The following is a 16385-nucleotide window of genomic DNA, read 5'->3' as shown; positions in this document are numbered from 1 at the left end:
ACAACACTCCCTTATTTCCCATTCGCCATGACGATGTTTTTTAGTTCTCCCCAATTTTCGCGGAACATGCCTTCGTTCATTACTTTCAGATTTTCGGCAATGACCGGTTTGAAGCCCATTTGTCCCAAAATATCTTTTTCCAGATCGACGCCAGGCGCGATTTCGATCAGGCGCAATTTGCCTTTCTCGAGGTCGAATACCGCACGTTCGGTCACATACAATACTTCCTGTTCCACTTCGGACGCGTATTCCCCGCTGAAAGTCACTTGTTCGACTTCAGCTACGAATTTCTTCGCTTTCCCTTCCTGGATGATCGTCAGACGGCCATCTTTGACTTCCTGCTGCAAACCGCCGGCAGTAAAGGTTCCTGCAAACACCAATTTTTTGGCAGCTTGGGAAATATTGATGAAGCCGCCGCAACCAGCGACACGGTTGCCGAACTTGGATACATTCACGTTTCCGTATGCATCGGTCTGAGCAAGCCCCAACACGGATAAGTCCAATCCGCCACCATCGTAGAAGTCGAATTGAGCATGGTGATCCATGATTGCTTCGCTGTTGAAGGCATGTCCAAAATCCCGCAACCCTGCCGGAACGCCGCCGATTGAACCTGCTTCGGTCGTCAACACTAATTGGTCGCTGATGCCTTCTTCCGCACCGACTGTCGCAACATTGACAGGAATCCCTACGCCAAGGTTTAGGATAGCAGACGGAACCAACTCCATCGCAGCACGACGGGCGATAACCTTACGGGCATCCAACGGAAGTGCTGTTACAGCATCCATTGGTACTTTTGTATCGCCGGAGAAAGCCGGATTGTACTCCGTGTTTTCTGTCTGGAATTGATTGCCTGGTTGTGCCACGACAATGTAGTCGACCATGATACCTGGTACTTTTACGTCTTTAGGATGCAGTGTGCCCGCAGCCGCCAACGTTTCCACTTGTGCAATCACAATACCGCCTGAGTTTTTGACTGCTTGAGCTACCGGCAGCACTTCCATGTGCAAACCTTCTTTTTCAAGCGTCAAGTTGCCTTTTTCATCGGCTACCGTTCCGCGGATCAGACCGACATTGATCGGGAAAGTCGGGTAGAATAACCATTCTTCATTTTCGATTTCAACCACTTTGACGATATCTTCAGTCGTGCGCGGGGAAAGCTTGCCGCCTTCCAGACGCGGATCGACAAAGGTGCGCATGCCGACTTTAGTGAATAAGCCCGGACGTTTTGCGGCGATTTCACGGTACAGTTGGGTGATGACCCCTTGCGGAAGGTTGTAGGCTTCGCATTTGTTTTCGACGATCAGGTCGCTGAGTTGCGGAGAAGCACTGACGATGCCGCCGATCCAACGTTTGATCAAGCCTTCGTGGGCAAGGTGGCTCATCCCTTTTGTGCGGCGATCCCCCACAGCACTCGCGTGGATGACTGTCAGGTTGTTCGGATGGCCTTCCGCTTTAAAGCGATCTTCGATGGAAATCGCCATTTCTTCGTTTACACAGGCCATACCGAATCCGGTCAACGCCACCGTGCTGTTGTCTTTGATCAGTTTTGCCGCTTCCGCAGCTGTGATTACTTTTGTCATAAGTGTACCCTCCTATTTGCTCGTTCATTCACATAAGTAAGTAAGAAAAAAGCTCAGCCTTGATCTGAGCTTTTCAGTTTTGATTAATAAGCGATCTTCAATGAACCTGCGATTGTTTCAGCATCCTTGAACAATGTTTCGATGATTTCTTTGGCAGGACGGATAGTGCGGACCATACCAGTGATTTGGCCGGCCATGACCGATCCGTTCTCTACATCTCCTTCGAATACAGCTTTGCTCAATGAGCCCAACGCCAACTCTTCCAATTCATCACGGGATGCATTGTTGTTTTCCAGTTCTTGGAATTTCGTAAGCATCTTGTTTTTGATGGAACGGACAGGCGCTCCGTTGCGGCGGCCTGTAACGATCGTAGCTGTATCATCAGCATCCAGTACGGCTTGTTTGAATGTAGCCGGAACCGGGCATTCTTCAGCGGACAAGAACAGTGTTCCTACTTGGATCCCTTGAGCACCCATCGCGTACATCGCAACGACTCCGCGGCCGTCACCGACTCCGCCGGCTCCCAATACTGGGATGTTGACTGCACTGACCACTTGCGGCACTAAGCACATGGTCGTTGTTTCGCCGACGTGTCCGCCCGCTTCTGTTCCTTCAGCTACGATTGCATCCGCGCCTAAAGCTTCCATTTTTTGTGCATGTTTCACGGAAGCTACTACTGGAATCACTTTGATGCCGGCTTCTTTGAATTTCGGCATGAATGGTTTCGGTGTGCCTGCTCCAGTTGTCACGACTTTGACGCCTTCTTCAATCACGACATCAACCAATTCCGGACAATTACGCATCATCAGCATCAAGTTGACGGCAAAAGGTTTGTCCGTCATCGTTTTGCATTTTTGGATCTCTGCACGCAATTGATCTGCTGTCATTCCGCCTGAAGCGATGATGCCAAGCCCGCCTGCATTTGAAACGGCAGAAGCGATTTCAGCCGTTGCGATACGTGCCATCGCTCCTTGAAAAATAGGATATTCTATTCCTAGCATTTCGCATATTGTTGTCATCTGTTTTTCCTTCTTCCTTGAACTGTGAGTGATGAGTGTGCATGGTCGGCTGAAATTGCCGTTCCGCTTGCTCACCTTTTCTCTTGATAGTTGCATTATAGAATTGATCCGATTATTTGTGAAATAGTAATCTTCACCCGTTTATCATAACCATTTGGTTATATGAAATAATTAGATTTGGAATGGAAAGCTCGTTATTAGTGAGTTTATGAACAAATATAATACACCTCTTTTTTAATGGGGCGTTCTTCGTCCATATCTTTTTTGTTCTGAATAGATATCATATCCATAACTCTTCTGTTATAATTGTGATTATTTTATCTTTCACAATCGAAAATGAGGTACAATAACGCTTGCAATTCTTAATCATTTTCCCGTATAACCATCAGTAGAACATCGCGATCGAAAGGATGACTAAAAAATGATGCAACAGACCACTATCATTGCCTACCTGGATGCTATCGTCAGTGAAGGGACCTTCACGCAGGCGGCAAAGTCTCTATATATTTCCCAACCCTACCTCAGCAAAACCATTACGAAACTGGAAGAGGAACTGCAAACCCAGTTGGTCGAGCGCAATCGGACGCCGATGGAATTGACCTATGCCGGCGAAAGGTTCCTGACGCACATGAAAAAGATGCAGAACCAGTACGAAGATATGGTCAACGAATTGACGATGATCACAAAACTGAAATATGGCCGGATCCGCATCGGCGTCCATCCGATCATGGGATCCTTTCTGCTTCCGCTGATTTTGCCGAAGTTCCATGAAAAATATCCCGGCATCGTCCTGAAGATTATGGAACAGGACGCCAAAACGACGGAGATGGACCTACTGGAAAACAAAGTCGATCTCTACTTGGGCATGATGCCGATCCATAATGAACAACTTTCCTACACCGTGCTTGCGGAAGATAAATGGTGCGTCATCGTTCCGGACACGAGCCCGTTGTATCAACATGGTTTGAAGGAGATAGAAAAATTCCCTTATCCTTTGAATCTGCTGAAGAACGAAAAGTATGTGCTTACCACTTCCCAATCTGGGATCCGCAAACAGGCAAACGAATTCCTGAAGCATCTGGATATCAAAGCGGATGTCGTCATGGAATCTCAGAACATTTCAACCGCAGCAGCGCTTGCGAGAAAAGGGATGGGGCTGACTTTTTTGCCGAAGAGTGCGCTCAATAATAGCGAATTGATGGATAGCTACAATATTTTTTATATCGAAACCAGCATCGTCCGCACCCGTTATTTCATCGCCTACAGCAAAGAAAAGACCCTTTCCTCAGTCGACTTGGCCATGATCGATATGGCGAAGGAGCTGATGAAAGCCTACAGCGATTCCATTTAAAAATTAGCGTCTGCATAAGAAAAGGGGCTCCGCTTATTCCGTTCGGAACCATATCATTTGGCCTTCGGCAGCAGAAGTTGTATCATCAAAGTGAGCAAAGATGCTCCTTAAACTTTGCGTACAAGAACGTACAACTTACCCATAGGAGGGGTTATGATGGATAAACTACCAAAAGATGAACACGATTCTATCGATGCCACTTGGTTAACGGAAGAACCCTATCTGGATATCATTCCCGAAGATCCCCCTCAAGAAACCGAAATCCTTTACTGCCAATGCAAGAAGCCATCGAGCGTATACCAGGAAAGCAACGATCTTGGCCACTGGCTGAAGTGCGGAGACTGCAATCGCGTCATCGAAGGTTCATTTGAAGCGGCAAAGCCTTATTAATCCAATCGAAAAAAACAAAAAGGAGCAAGGGAATGCGGAATGACGCACTCACTTGCTCCTTTTTGATTCCTGCTATGAAAAAAACACCAGAGATTAGTCTGGTGTTCCAACGTTTGTTGCTTTCAAGTTCTTGATATCCAAAAACTTTTGGCAGAGTTTATCCAATTCTTCTTCCATAACAGCACTCGTCTCAGGTGAATAGCTGAGCATTTTTGCCGGATTGGATACCAGATCCAGAACGGAGTCGGGAACCACCTTGTCGCCTTCGACATGGACAGCAATCTGTGGGTAGTAGTTCGTTGTTCCGCAGCATGCTGAGACAAGATAGGCGATTTCATAATGCTCATTGCCTTTGTCGCGGATGCGGAAATAGCCATCGCCGATGAATTCCTTTTCCGGTCCGAAATTGGCCAATATCAGTTTCAAATCCTTCTTTTCCATTGAAAAAACCCCTTTTCTTCATGAATCAAACAGACGATCATTTGCTTAAAAAACGTGAACACAGGCCTGTCCTTCAACACTTTCCCGCACTTTTCCTTCATGGATAGTATACCACTCCCAGGCTGTTTTGGACATCCACCGAGCAATGGATGGCCGCTATATTTCCGTTGCTCATTGCTCGTTTGGAGGGAGTGCTTCTGTTAAGTCTATCCTGATAAGCTATGATAAAATGGACTTATAAGCGCTGACTGAACAAATCATAGAAACGAGGTTATCCAGATGACAGAAACAAAATTATCGAAACTGAGAATCACTGGCCAATCACACCAAGGCATCACCACTACAGTAAAAGTCCGTAATCTGCCCGAATTTTTTGTGGATGAATCGGAACGGATGGGCGGCGATAACAAAGGGCCGAATCCGCTGGAATATCTTTTGAGTTCGCTGGCAGGCTGCACCTCGATCATTGCCTATTATGTGGCCGAACAACAAGGACTCGCATACAGAAGCTTGTCGTTCACCGTCGAAGGCACCTTTGATCCGCGCGGTTTTGCCGGGGAGGATGATATCCGGACCTACTTCCAGGAAGTCACACTCGTAAATCATATCGAGACTGATGAGACCGACGAAGCCATCGAGAAGTTGGCGGCTGAAGTCGAAAGAAGATGTCCCGTCTATAACCTCATGCTGGATGCGGGCGTCGACATGTCGACCCAGTGGATACGGACCAATTAAAAAAATCAGAAAAGCGGAACGGGTTCGTTCAGCCCTGAAAGAAATTTAGGAAATCGAGCCTTGCAACGTTCCCTACGGTCACCTTGTACTGGGACTCTAAGGGATGAATCCCTAAGACTCCCATGCAACTGAGCATCGTAGAGCGCAATATGCTGAGAGACTTCCTGCGTCAGCAGGTTAGTCGAACAGTATCCTTGGCTCGTAGAGACAAGGGGTTCCTCTATCCTTTCCGAAGGGCTTACCCGTGAAGCTAGCCATCTAATTTGATTGCATGAAACATTTTGCGAATCTGTTAAACAACTACGGTGACACACTTTCAAATTCAAAATATTATATATTTTGAAAAAAACCCATCAGCCTGCCAAACAAGGCCTGATGGGATTTTTTTGTCGTTACATCTACTTGAATTCTCTCAACTTATTTTCGCTCGGAACCATATGGCTCGTATAATTTTCGATTTTGAATGTCAGCCGCTCCATTGCCTGCTGCATGACGTCGATCCGCTCCTGCAGTTCACGCTGTTGTTCGGCCAACAGATCCATTCTTGCCGGAACGGTCTCTTCGCCGCTGCGGAAAAGCGCGAGATATTCGATCAACGATTCGATCGATAAGCCTGCATTGCGCATCTGGCGACTGAAAACGATCCACTTCAGATCTTCTTCATCGAACTCACGTACCCCGTTTTCATTCCTTTTTATCGGAGGAATCAGACCAATCCTCTCATAATAGCGGATCGTATCAGCCGATACACCCGTTTGCTCGCTGGCTTTCTTTATGTTTATCATTTCGTCCATCCTTTCGGCATCAAAACCTATCCTGATTGTTACCCTCAGTTACATCCTACACCTTGGAGTGGACTCCAAGTCAAATGGAAATTGCAGGCAAATGGGCTGGGCCCGCTTAGACAAGATCTCAGCCTTGCAACGCAAGCAACTGCAGGATTGTATGCGACACCGCGTCAGTATCAGTCAAAATCAACTTGATCATCCGGTGTCCTCCGTTCCGATAAATTTCTCCCTTCCATTATCGCATACTTTCCGGCTTCTGACAGTCGGCAGACTGGAGCAGAAAAACCTTCCGAATGGCGTCGGTTGTGCGATTCCCGTATAATGAACTTTGAAATCCTAATAGAGAAGGTGCAAGCATATGATAACTGCCATTGGCATCACAACTGAAAATCAAATCAAAACAGACCTCAATCTGAATTCCGCGGATCTCTCCGCCTACAAATGGATCTGGATCGACTTCGATAACCCAACAACCGAGGAGTTCCAGCATCTCAAGGATACTTTCCACTTCCATCCTTTAGCTATTGAAGATTGCCTCCAGTTCCTGCAGCGTCCGAAGTTGGATTATTACGAAGGCTATACCTTCTACGTCACCCATCATGTCCATGCGGAGCAGAAGAAAATCATCAAGGAAGAACTGGACTTTTTTGTCGCGGAAAAATTCATCGTGACCTTCCATTATAAATCTTCAAAAGAAGTACACTACATCCGCGAGCGCCTGCTTGCGCAACAAAACACTGAAAAATGGGACCCCCATTACGTGTTCTATCAAGTGCTCGACAAAATCGTGGATAACTATTTCCCGTTGCTTCACGACATTGAAGATGAGTTGATCAGCATCGAGGACGGCTCACAAACCAGGCGCTCGGCCGATCAGATGCCACAGCTGATCGACATCCGCCATCGGTTGTTGAGCCTGATGCAGACCGTCAATCCGATGCGGGACTTGCTGTATCGGATGCTGAATTCCCAGCATTTGGAAGGCGTCCGCAAAAGGCGCAGTTATTTTTCGGATATCCACGATGACTTGCTAAAGGTGTCCGAGCTGATCACCTCTAATCGCGAAGTGACAACTGACATGCGCGACAGCTATCTGTCGCTCAATTCCCATCAGACCAACGAGGTGATGAAGATCCTCACCATCATCACCTCGATTTTCTCTCCGCTGACCTTGATCGCCGGCATCTACGGGATGAATTTCGAATACATGCCGGAATTGACTTGGAAATACGGCTACTTTTTGGCTATCGGCCTGATGCTTGTGATTGGCGTCTCCATGTATCGTTGGTTCAAGAAAAACGGCTGGTTCTGATTATCAGCCGTTTTTCTTGAAATCGATCGCAATGGGTTGCTTCAATTCGCCTGTCTCAAGAAAATCCCGGAAGTCATTCACCCCAAAAAGATCACCGGGCTCCAGCAAAAGGAAATAGAGATGATGCGGATAATTTTTGTTTTTGGCCAGAATATGATTATTTCCATCATAGGCGTACCACCAGATTTCGAAAAGCTCCTCCCTGACGGAAAGCTTATCCTCCAACAGTGTAAACTCATAGCAGCCTTTTCGTTCCAACAGATCGGCGACATCCAACTTTTTTCTCCAGATTCCTTTTTGTACCAGCCTCATTTTCCTCACCCTACCCATCAGCCTTCAGCTTTGATTCACATGATATTTCTGCACCACGACTTGATTGCGCTTGTTCTTCCTGCCGTAGATCACGATTGCGTTCCCTTCGTTGACCTGATACAGAAAATCCAATGAATGCGTGCGGATCAGGCAATTCTGATTCTCTTCCTTGTCCACCGTCAGCGTAAAGCGGATCAGCGGCATTTCCTCCAGTTTCAGGATCTTGATTTTTCCCACTGAACCTTTCAGGCAAATCCCATTTCCCATATCAGTCACATCCTTTAACTCCATAATACGAACGTACGTTCTTTTTGTCAACCATTTCCTTCTTCGGAAAAACCGCTAAAAGCATTCTCCCCCTCTTGGGAATAGTAAGGAAACGTGTTAAGATGTTGTAAACATAAGCGGATGCTCAAAACTGATGGCCCCAGCCGGAAGATTCTTGCATCCGACGAAAGGAAGATTCGCCATGCCCATCAAACTGATCGCCGTCGATATGGACGGGACTTTCCTGGACAGCCGGAAGAAATTCAACAAGGAGCGCTTCGATGCCTTATACAAACGCATGCTCGAAAAAGATATCCGTTTTGTCGTGGCCAGCGGAAACCAATACTACCAACTGCGTTCTTTTTTCCCTGAGATACAGGATGATATTGCTTTTGTGGCGGAAAATGGCGCTTTCGTCGTGGATTGCAACAAGGAGCTGTCCGTCGGCGAGATGACGCAGGAGACCATCGATAAAGTGCTCCGGATCTTCAAGGAGTTGGATGCCTATTCAAAATTGGTCGTTTGCGGCAAAAACAGTGCCTACGTCGACAGTTCCGTTTCCGATTACTTTTTCCAAAATACGAAACGCTTCTATCATCGCTTGAAACGTGTGGATTCTTTCTCTGAAATAGATGATATCATCTTCAAATTTGCATCCGGCTTCGCTGAAGATGAAGTCCCTGCCCTCTTGGAGCACTTCACGCGCGAAGTAGGCGATGTCGTCTCCCCTGTACCGACCGGCCATGGCTCCATCGACCTCATCATTCCCGGCATGCATAAAGCTTCAGGCATACAACTGTTGCAGAAGCTGTGGGGCATTTCCGATGAGGAAACCGCTGCATTCGGCGACAGCGGGAATGATATCGAGATGCTAGAGCATGTGGCCTACAGTTTCGCGATGGCGAACGCAGCCGATGACGTCAAAAAAGCCGCCAAATACTGTGCCCTTTCGAACAATGAAGAAGGCGTATTGGCCGCAATCGAGCAGCTGCTCGAAATGGAATAAACAAAAAAGGATGATGGATCCCGCTTCAATTATGAGGCTGGGGGCATCTTCCTTTTATTTTGTTTTCAGGAATCAGGCCTTTCAAGCAGGTTTAAAGTCCATTAAATTTTAAGATAAATTATTGTTCCTCTGTTTTCAGTTGTATGTTAATATGTACTTTTGCGTCCTAATCAAATAATTTTGAGCGTCAAATAATCACTATTTTTTCAAGAAGGAAGGTATCCATGAAACAATACAAACAAGAATGGTTCGGTAATATCAAAGGGGATATTTTGGCAGGCATCGCCGTCTGTCTGGCCCTGTTCCCTGAAGTCATCGGTTTCATGATCGTCGCTGGAGTACCCCCAGTTGTGGGAGTCTACGCCACGTTCTTCATCACAGCCATCGCAGCCTTTTTCGGGTCCAGCAAGGGCATGATTTCAGCCGCCGCAGGATCCGTGGCCTTGGTATTGGCCCACTTGGTTTCCGAATACGGAATCCAGTATCTTTTTGCCGCTACGATTCTGGCAGGAGTCCTGCAGGTCGTCTTGGGATTCCTAAAAATCGGTACTTTGATGCGTTACATTCCGAAGCCTGTCATGACTGGTTTCGTGAACGGCTTGGGGATCATGATGTTCACTTCGCAATTGGACCATTTCCAAGGCAGCCTGCTTTTGCCGCTTCTGGGGCTGTTGGGAATCGCGATCATTTTCCTGTTCCCTCGGATTACGAAGAAAATCCCTGCGCCTATCGTTGCGATTTTCGTCATCACCGCGATTGTGCTGGGCTTTGGCTTGGATGTGAAAACGTTGGGCGATATGGGCTCCATCTCTACGGATTTGCCGCGCTTCGGCATCCCGGCTGTTCCGATGACATTGGAAACTTTGCGGATCATTTTCCCCACTGCACTTTCGGTTGCCATCGTCGGATTGGTTGAGTCCTTGTTGACTGCACAATTGGTCGATGAAATCACTGAAGAGAAGAGTGACAAAAATCAGGAAACGTTGAGCCAAGGTCTTGGGAATGTCGTTTCCGGATTCTTTGGCGGCATCGCCGGTTGTGGCATGATCGGACAGACGATCATCAACTTGAATTATGGCGGCCTTGGCCGTCTTGCGACTTTCCTGTCCGGATTCTTCATGTTGTCGTCGGTTGTTCTTTTGAACGGTTCTGTCGTGCAGATTCCGGTTGTCGCTTTGGCAGCCGTCATGGTCGTTGTCTCCATCGAAACCATCAACTGGGACTCGATCAAACGCCTGCGTACGAACCCTAAAAACGAAAGCTTCGCAATGCTCCTGACCGTCACCATTGTTATCGGAACGCATAACTTGGCTTATGGTGTCGTAGCCGGCACTTTGGTCAGCGCCGTCTTCGCCGCTTTCAAAATGTCCCATCTACACGTTGCAACCGGGACTGCCGATGATGATCACCACTACAAAGTGGACGGCCACCTTTACTTCGCTTCCGCCGAAAAATTCCTGGACTTTTTCGCTGAAGAAATCGAGCACGAGGAAGAAGTCGTCATCGACATCAGCGCCATGACGTTATGGGATTCCACAGCTGTTGAAGCGATCGATAAGCTAATCACCCGCAACAAAAAACAAGGCGTGAAAACGACGTTTACCGGTGCGAACCCGCAAAGTTCAGCCCTTTTCAAACGGATATCCATCCACAATAAAAAATAGACAAATAGCTCCCCTACTCTGAATCTTCAGGGCGAGGGAGCTATTTTTTCTTGTTAATTATCTGTCGTTACACTTCCACCAAGTCGAAACGCGTGATGATGCCGAGCAGGTTTTCCGTATTTTTGCCGCTGTCTGTCACCAACAGCGCATCGATTTTTTGGTTATCGAACTGGGCTTCGGCTTCATAGATGGTCGCATCTTTTTTGATGAAGGCAAAATTATTTTTGTTCTCGTCCAACAAAAGGATGTCCCGCGCAAGCGTTCCGCCGATAGACACGGTTGCATCATTCGCATGTTGGGACAGCCAGCGCGTGATGCCGTTCTCCGTCATCAACCCTATCACTTTTCCGTTTCCGTCCTTGATCGGGAATTGGGTCAGATCGGTGTTCCGGATCGTTTCAAGGACTGCGGAAAGCGGAGTCGTCTCCTTGAAGAACTTCACATCGTCCGACTTGATGTCGAAAGCGGTCTTCGGTTTCAACAGTTGTTCGTGGATCGCTTTGATCATATTCATCGCAGCCTCTTCGACGAGCACCAGATCGCTTTGGTTTCCGTGGCTCAGAAAATTGCGCAGATCCCCCAATATCTGGAAGTCATCACGTTTCCTTTTCACATAGCTGTCGTAGCGCGCGGCGTTCTCCACAAGTTCGTAAAAGCTGTAATAGGATTTCCCGCGGTCCGGCTTGTATTCCTTGTTGAAGAAACTTTCGATGTCATTGAAATAACTCATAAATGCTTCGTTATTGCTGCTCAATCGCTTTCGCCCTCTCTCTAGTTGCTCTCTTTATACTTCTATTCTAACAATTCAAAGCGGGAAATACGAATCCAAAGCCTTTCATCCAAGGATGCCTGCTGCAAAAGTTCCTCACGTTGGCCTCCAAATAATTCCCGGCGTATAATGAGCATATGACCGATAAGAAACGGAGGAAATGACATGACCACAGCGAATATCATGCTTTATGTAGAGGATGTGGAAGCGAATGCCGATTTTTGGAAACAATATCTCGATTTCAAAGAAGTCGACCGCTTTGACTTTGGGGATTCCATCAGCATTGTGCTAGCGGTGAACCCTGCTTGCAACCTGCAGCTGTTCGATATTGATTTCATCAAAAAAAATTCTCCGGAAGTGGCGTCCAACAAGCCTTCTTTATTGTTCGACATCTCTGATTTCGATGGGCTTTACGCGCGCTTCAAGGAAAACAACGAGATGGTCGGCGACATCGTCGAAATGGGCGGCGCCAGGACTTTCAACTTCCCCGACAGGGACGGCAACTACTATGCAGTCCGGGAAACGGCTGAATAAGCGGGCCACGCGCTCCGAGCAAAGTTAAGTCAAATAACCCACCGGATCCGAGGGAAAACGCCCTGGATCCGGTGGTTATTTCGTTCTTTATGTCCCTCGTTTTACTCCGAAAGATAGATCAAGTGGATGCCGTCTAGGCCGATCCGTTTAAATTTATCCAGCCTGAACTTCCGGATACGCTGATCCGTACTGCTCCCGAACTCGAACAAAGAAACGGAATCGGAAACGCCTTCGACAAGTGGAGCGATGATCAGGCTGATTTCATCGACCAAGCCTTCGCTCGCGAACGATCCGTTCACAAATCCTCCGCCGACCAGCATGAAAGTTTCGATGCCAAAATGTTTGTGCAGCTTATCCAAGGCAACCGTCATGGACAATGGTTTGCTCTTCCCCGCAAAGATGTAGGAAACACCGGTTTTCCTAAGATGGGCCAGATACCGGTCAGAGACCGCCTCGCTCAAGATTGTGACGATGTGGTCGCCTCTTCTTTCCGGATACTCGTCACCGATCACATTCGTTTGCCAGCCGAGTTTCCCTTCCGGATCGACCGCAATCGCGTAAGTGCTGAATGCAGCCGGATGAATGTAATCTTCCCTCGGGATGGATTCATCCGAGTATGCGGACAGATCCACTTTGTTCCCGAATGTGATGTGTTGCTCGAACGTGATCCGCCCGCAGATCCAATTGTCCGAACCGTAAGCTTGTAGCGTCTCCTCATAGGCATTCCCGTACGGCCCGAACTCGGGCGCAGCCAGATAATGCCCCGCCGCACGCCCGTCTATCGACATCGCCATGTGGCAAATCACCTTGTAAGGTCTGTTCATTTCATTTTCCTCCGTTCCGAATCTTAGTTGATTATTCCATCATAAACCCTTGAGGTTAGTTTAAGTCAAGAAGAAACTGTCAGGAAAATATACTCAGATGCCCTCGCGATTGAAGGAAAACTCAAAATCTATCCCCAGCTCCGGCGAGGCCACGCTCGCCGGAGGTAAGCATCAAAAGAGACGTTCGACGATATTTTCGCTGATATCCTGAAGTTACCTGTAAAGAAAGAGCCGCCTCAAACTTGAGACGGCTCCATTCTTGTTTGTGTTTATTCTCCCATCAACGCAATGATTTCCTCCAACACAGCTTCCCCGTCCAGGATCTCATAATTTTCCCTAGATATCAGCTTGTAGGGCACCGCCTTATAGGTCAGAAAATCCTTCAGCCGCGCGATTTCGTATTTGGATTGCGGGCCGATCATCAGCGCATCGATCGCTTGGCTTTGGATTGCTTGCTCCGCGATGATCGCCGGCGCGGAGTAGACATGGATGTCCAATCCCCTTTCATCCGCCGCGTTCTGCACATTCTTCACCAGCAATCCGGTCGTGATGCCTGCTGTACAAATTAATAAGGCTGTCTTTTGTTTGGTCATCTGCTCAACCCCTTATGCTGCTTTCTTTTTCTTGTTGTAGATATCCAATACGACGGCCAACAACAAAATCAAACCTTTGATTGCTTGCTGCCAATCGACGCCGACGCCGAGAATGGACATCCCATTATTCAAGACACCCATGACCAAACCGCCGACGATTGTTCCCACGATGGTGCCGATTCCGCCTGAAGTGGAGGCTCCGCCGAAGTATACGGCTGCCATCGCATCCAACTCCATGGAAGTACCCGCTTGCGGTGTGGCTGCATTCAGACGAGCAGCCAAGATCAAGCCAGCCAACGCAGCCATCGCACCCATGTTCACGAATACCCAGAAAGTGATTTTTTTCGTTTTGATACCGGACAATTCTGCCGCTTTACGGTTTCCGCCGGTTGCGTAGATTTGGCGTCCCGCAACTGTCTTGTTCGTCAAGAAGGCATAGGCTGCTACGATGACTCCCAAGATGACCAAAATGACGGGATAGCCTTGGTAAGATGCGAAGATATAAGTCACACCGATCATCACCACTGCCGTCATGACAGCTTTCAGCGTGAAAGCGTTCATCGATTCCACTTCGAACAGATTGTTTTTGCGTTTTTCGCGTGTGCGCCATTGCCCGAAAACGAGCGCTGCCGCGATGAGGACGCCCAGGATCATCGTCAATAGATGAATACTGCTGTCCGTCAGATCAGGCAAGTAGCCTGTAGAGATTTTTTGGAATATTTCCGGGAAAGGCGCCAAGGATTGCCCGCCCAGTACGACCTGCGTCAGGCCACGAAACATCAACAGCCCCGCCAACGTGACGATGAAAGCCGGTATGCCGAAGTAGGCTACCCAGTAACCTTGCCAAGCACCGATGATCGCTCCGATCGCGATGCAGATCGGCACCGCCAACCAAGGGCTGATATTCCAATTGACCATCAAAATGCCGGAGATGGCACCTACAAAAGCCATCACGGAACCGACCGAAAGATCGACATGCCCCAACAGAACCACTAACAACATACCCGCCGCCAACACCAGAATATGACTGTTCTGCAGCACGATGTTCGTGATGTTCAACGGTCTCCAGAAGATGCCGTCTGTCATGAGCTGGAAGGCTAGCAGCAAACCGATTAAAATGATTACCATACTGTATTTGCTGAAAATATCAAGCGCCTTTGTTTTTAGATTCATCGTTTGCTTTTCTTTTTTTATGCCGTTTGTCGTTTCCATCTATAGCACACCTTCTTCTTCCCTAGTCATTAAATTCATCAGCGATTCTTGGTTTGCGTCTTTGCGTAAAACCTCACCTGTGAATTTGCCGTCATTCATTGTGTAGATGCGATCGCACATCCCCAAGATCTCAGGCAATTCAGACGAGATGATGCAGACGCATTTGCCGGCAGCTGCCATCTCTTCGATGATCGTGTAGATTTCGTATTTGGCGCCGACGTCAATCCCGCGTGTCGGTTCATCCAAGAACAAAACATCCGGCTCCGTCATCAGCCATTTGGCAAGGACAACCTTCTGTTGGTTCCCCCCGCTGAGGCTGCTGACTTTTTGATAAATCGAGCTCGTCTTCGTCCGCATTTTTTTGCGGTATTCCTCGGCTATCTGGACTTCCTTTTCTTTATCCAGGACGCCTTTTTTGCTGATTTTCCCTAAGCTTGCGATCGTCGTGTTCTCGCGGATATCCATCAAAAGATTCAGGCCTAATGCCTTCCGGTCCTCGGATACATAAGCAAGCCCGTTTTCGATGGCAGCCGGCACATCCTTGACCGAAATCTCTTGTCCTTCTTTAAAGACTTTTCCGGAAATGTTGCTGCCGTAGGAACGTCCGAAGACGCTCATCGCGAATTCTGTCCGGCCTGCCCCCATCAATCCCGCAATCCCGACGATTTCGCCTTTGCGGATATTAAAGTTGATCTTATCGTTCATGATGCGGTGCGCATCAATCGGATGATGGACCGTCCAATCCTTCACTTCTAAGTAGACTTCGCCGAGGTTCGGATGGCGTTCGGGATAACGGTTCGTCAAGTCCCTTCCGACCATGCCGCGGATGATGCGTTCCTCGTTGATGGCCTCTTTTTCCAGCGTTTCGATCGTTTTGCCGTCGCGTAGAATCGTGATGCGGTCGGCCACATTGACAATCTCATTCAATTTATGGGAAATGATGATGGACGTGATGCCTTGCCTTCTGAATTCCTTGATCAGCTCCAATAAATTGGCACTCTCTTCCTCATTCAGCGCGGCTGTCGGCTCATCCAAGATCAGCAGGCGCACCGATTTCGAGAATGCTTTCGCGATTTCGACCAATTGCTGCTGTCCGACCCCAATCTGGGAAACGAGCGTATTGGGATTCACTTTCAACCCAACCGTCTTCAGCAGATTAGTTGTCTTCTTTTCCGTCAAATCCCAGTCGATGATGCCGTGCTTCGCCTGTTCATTACCGAGGAAAATATTTTCACTTACGGACAGATACGGGCTGAGCGCCAACTCCTGGTGGATGATGACGATGCCTTCATTTTCGCTGTCCTTCAGATTCTTGAATTTGCAGGGCTCGCCGTTGTAGACGATATCCCCCTCATAGCTGCCGTAAGGATACAAACCGCTCAAAACATTCATCAGCGTTGATTTCCCCGCGCCATTTTCGCCGCATAGGGCATGGATTTCGCCACGCTCAATTTTCAGATTCACATCACTCAATGCCCGGATGCCAGAAAATTCTTTGACGATATTCCGCATCTCCAATATATAATCCGCCATGATACCCCTCCTCTATGGAAGAGACTTCCTTGGCGCCGCAAAGGAAGTCTCGATT

Annotated in this window: 18 protein-coding genes; 7 read left to right on the top strand and 11 right to left on the bottom strand. The window is 48.0% G+C overall.

The features are described from left to right. Positions 1 to 11: 11 nt before the first annotated feature. The gene (locus WBM30_RS07745) at positions 12 to 1580 is read right to left on the bottom strand and encodes an acyl CoA:acetate/3-ketoacid CoA transferase (protein WP_107996410.1); all 1569 of its coding nucleotides are present in this window, start codon (positions 1578 to 1580) and stop codon (positions 12 to 14) included. Positions 1581 to 1663: 83 nt separating this feature from the next. Continuing rightward, positions 1664 to 2599, bottom strand: coding sequence for a nitronate monooxygenase (locus WBM30_RS07740; protein WP_424900157.1), 936 nt, complete (start codon positions 2597 to 2599; stop codon positions 1664 to 1666). Positions 2600 to 3020: 421 nt separating this feature from the next. Between WBM30_RS07740 and WBM30_RS07735 the strand changes: the two genes are divergently transcribed. After that, complete coding sequence (locus WBM30_RS07735; protein WP_424900156.1) at positions 3021 to 3950, top strand: LysR substrate-binding domain-containing protein; 930 nt, start codon at positions 3021 to 3023, stop codon at positions 3948 to 3950. A gap of 156 nt (positions 3951 to 4106) precedes the next feature. After that, entirely contained in the window at positions 4107 to 4340 is a 234-nt protein-coding gene (locus tag WBM30_RS07730) for a hypothetical protein (RefSeq protein WP_086630189.1), read from the top strand. A gap of 93 nt (positions 4341 to 4433) precedes the next feature. Here WBM30_RS07730 and WBM30_RS07725 read toward each other — a convergent pair whose 3' ends face one another. Continuing rightward, positions 4434 to 4781, bottom strand: coding sequence for a hypothetical protein (locus WBM30_RS07725; protein WP_424900155.1), 348 nt, complete (start codon positions 4779 to 4781; stop codon positions 4434 to 4436). Positions 4782 to 5060: 279 nt separating this feature from the next. Between WBM30_RS07725 and WBM30_RS07720 the strand changes: the two genes are divergently transcribed. Continuing rightward, the gene (locus WBM30_RS07720; protein ID WP_424900154.1) at positions 5061 to 5516 is read left to right on the top strand and encodes an OsmC family protein; all 456 of its coding nucleotides are present in this window, start codon (positions 5061 to 5063) and stop codon (positions 5514 to 5516) included. Positions 5517 to 5914: 398 nt separating this feature from the next. Here WBM30_RS07720 and WBM30_RS07715 read toward each other — a convergent pair whose 3' ends face one another. Next, on the bottom strand, positions 5915 to 6298 hold the full coding sequence (locus tag WBM30_RS07715; RefSeq protein ID WP_424900173.1) for a MerR family transcriptional regulator: 384 nt from the start codon (positions 6296 to 6298) through the stop codon (positions 5915 to 5917). 364 nt (positions 6299 to 6662) lie between these two features. Between WBM30_RS07715 and corA the strand changes: the two genes are divergently transcribed. Beyond that, positions 6663 to 7616 carry a magnesium/cobalt transporter CorA gene (corA, locus tag WBM30_RS07710; RefSeq protein ID WP_424900153.1) on the top strand — a complete coding sequence of 318 codons (954 nt, stop codon included), beginning with the start codon at positions 6663 to 6665 and terminating at the stop codon, positions 7614 to 7616. Positions 7617 to 7619: 3 nt separating this feature from the next. Here corA and WBM30_RS07705 read toward each other — a convergent pair whose 3' ends face one another. After that, entirely contained in the window at positions 7620 to 7928 is a 309-nt protein-coding gene (locus tag WBM30_RS07705) for a hypothetical protein (RefSeq protein ID WP_424900152.1), read from the bottom strand. A 24-nt stretch (positions 7929 to 7952) separates the two neighbouring features. Continuing rightward, positions 7953 to 8246 carry a hypothetical protein gene (locus tag WBM30_RS07700; protein ID WP_424900151.1) on the bottom strand — a complete coding sequence of 98 codons (294 nt, stop codon included), beginning with the start codon at positions 8244 to 8246 and terminating at the stop codon, positions 7953 to 7955. A 151-nt stretch (positions 8247 to 8397) separates the two neighbouring features. Here WBM30_RS07700 and WBM30_RS07695 point away from each other — a divergent pair, with 151 nt between their 5' ends. Then, positions 8398 to 9201, top strand: coding sequence for a Cof-type HAD-IIB family hydrolase (locus WBM30_RS07695; protein ID WP_424900150.1), 804 nt, complete (start codon positions 8398 to 8400; stop codon positions 9199 to 9201). Positions 9202 to 9425: 224 nt separating this feature from the next. Continuing rightward, positions 9426 to 10865 carry a SulP family inorganic anion transporter gene (locus WBM30_RS07690; RefSeq protein WP_424900149.1) on the top strand — a complete coding sequence of 480 codons (1440 nt, stop codon included), beginning with the start codon at positions 9426 to 9428 and terminating at the stop codon, positions 10863 to 10865. Positions 10866 to 10932: 67 nt separating this feature from the next. Here WBM30_RS07690 and WBM30_RS07685 read toward each other — a convergent pair whose 3' ends face one another. Beyond that, complete coding sequence (locus WBM30_RS07685; RefSeq protein ID WP_424900148.1) at positions 10933 to 11619, bottom strand: CBS domain-containing protein; 687 nt, start codon at positions 11617 to 11619, stop codon at positions 10933 to 10935. A 180-nt stretch (positions 11620 to 11799) separates the two neighbouring features. Between WBM30_RS07685 and WBM30_RS07680 the strand changes: the two genes are divergently transcribed. Then, positions 11800 to 12168 carry a VOC family protein gene (locus WBM30_RS07680; RefSeq protein WP_424900147.1) on the top strand — a complete coding sequence of 123 codons (369 nt, stop codon included), beginning with the start codon at positions 11800 to 11802 and terminating at the stop codon, positions 12166 to 12168. A 101-nt stretch (positions 12169 to 12269) separates the two neighbouring features. Here the strand turns inward: WBM30_RS07680 and WBM30_RS07675 are convergent, their stop codons facing one another. From WBM30_RS07675 to mmsA, 4 genes are all read right to left on the bottom strand, one after another. Further along, positions 12270 to 12992, bottom strand: coding sequence for a dihydrofolate reductase family protein (locus WBM30_RS07675; RefSeq protein ID WP_424900146.1), 723 nt, complete (start codon positions 12990 to 12992; stop codon positions 12270 to 12272). Positions 12993 to 13261: 269 nt separating this feature from the next. Continuing rightward, positions 13262 to 13585, bottom strand: coding sequence for a PTS sugar transporter subunit IIB (locus WBM30_RS07670; protein ID WP_424900145.1), 324 nt, complete (start codon positions 13583 to 13585; stop codon positions 13262 to 13264). A 12-nt stretch (positions 13586 to 13597) separates the two neighbouring features. Then, positions 13598 to 14797: a multiple monosaccharide ABC transporter permease gene (gene mmsB, locus WBM30_RS07665; protein WP_272162522.1), complete on the bottom strand. Its 1200-nt coding sequence runs from the start codon at positions 14795 to 14797 to the stop codon at positions 13598 to 13600. Beyond that, complete coding sequence (gene mmsA, locus WBM30_RS07660; protein ID WP_424900144.1) at positions 14798 to 16330, bottom strand: multiple monosaccharide ABC transporter ATP-binding protein; 1533 nt, start codon at positions 16328 to 16330, stop codon at positions 14798 to 14800. It lies immediately after the preceding gene. Positions 16331 to 16385 lie beyond the last annotated feature (55 nt).

The organism is Trichococcus sp., assembly GCF_049684335.1.
Classification (GTDB): Bacteria; Bacillota; Bacilli; order Lactobacillales; family Aerococcaceae; genus Trichococcus.
The sequence above is the reverse complement of the archived record's forward strand: the minus strand, read 5'-3'. Positions and strand labels throughout refer to the sequence as shown.

Bases quoted from the DNA above. Each gene is read 5' to 3' on its own strand.
- mmsB (WP_272162522.1), bottom strand. From the start codon at position 14,797: ATGGAAACGACAAACGGCATAAAAAAAGAAAAGCAAACGATGAATCTA.
- WBM30_RS07680 (WP_424900147.1), top strand. From the start codon at position 11,800: ATGACCACAGCGAATATCATGCTTTATGTAGAGGATGTGGAAGCGAAT.
- WBM30_RS07720 (WP_424900154.1), top strand. From the start codon at position 5,061: ATGACAGAAACAAAATTATCGAAACTGAGAATCACTGGCCAATCACAC.
- WBM30_RS07705 (WP_424900152.1), bottom strand. From the start codon at position 7,928: ATGAGGCTGGTACAAAAAGGAATCTGGAGAAAAAAGTTGGATGTCGCC.
- WBM30_RS07675 (WP_424900146.1), bottom strand. From the start codon at position 12,992: ATGAACAGACCTTACAAGGTGATTTGCCACATGGCGATGTCGATAGAC.
- WBM30_RS07725 (WP_424900155.1), bottom strand. From the start codon at position 4,781: ATGGAAAAGAAGGATTTGAAACTGATATTGGCCAATTTCGGACCGGAA.
- WBM30_RS07735 (WP_424900156.1), top strand. From the start codon at position 3,021: ATGATGCAACAGACCACTATCATTGCCTACCTGGATGCTATCGTCAGT.
- WBM30_RS07695 (WP_424900150.1), top strand. From the start codon at position 8,398: ATGCCCATCAAACTGATCGCCGTCGATATGGACGGGACTTTCCTGGAC.
- WBM30_RS07670 (WP_424900145.1), bottom strand. From the start codon at position 13,585: ATGACCAAACAAAAGACAGCCTTATTAATTTGTACAGCAGGCATCACG.
- WBM30_RS07690 (WP_424900149.1), top strand. From the start codon at position 9,426: ATGAAACAATACAAACAAGAATGGTTCGGTAATATCAAAGGGGATATT.
- WBM30_RS07745 (WP_107996410.1), bottom strand. From the start codon at position 1,580: ATGACAAAAGTAATCACAGCTGCGGAAGCGGCAAAACTGATCAAAGAC.
- mmsA (WP_424900144.1), bottom strand. From the start codon at position 16,330: ATGGCGGATTATATATTGGAGATGCGGAATATCGTCAAAGAATTTTCT.
- corA (WP_424900153.1), top strand. From the start codon at position 6,663: ATGATAACTGCCATTGGCATCACAACTGAAAATCAAATCAAAACAGAC.
- WBM30_RS07740 (WP_424900157.1), bottom strand. From the start codon at position 2,599: ATGACAACAATATGCGAAATGCTAGGAATAGAATATCCTATTTTTCAA.
- WBM30_RS07730 (WP_086630189.1), top strand. From the start codon at position 4,107: ATGGATAAACTACCAAAAGATGAACACGATTCTATCGATGCCACTTGG.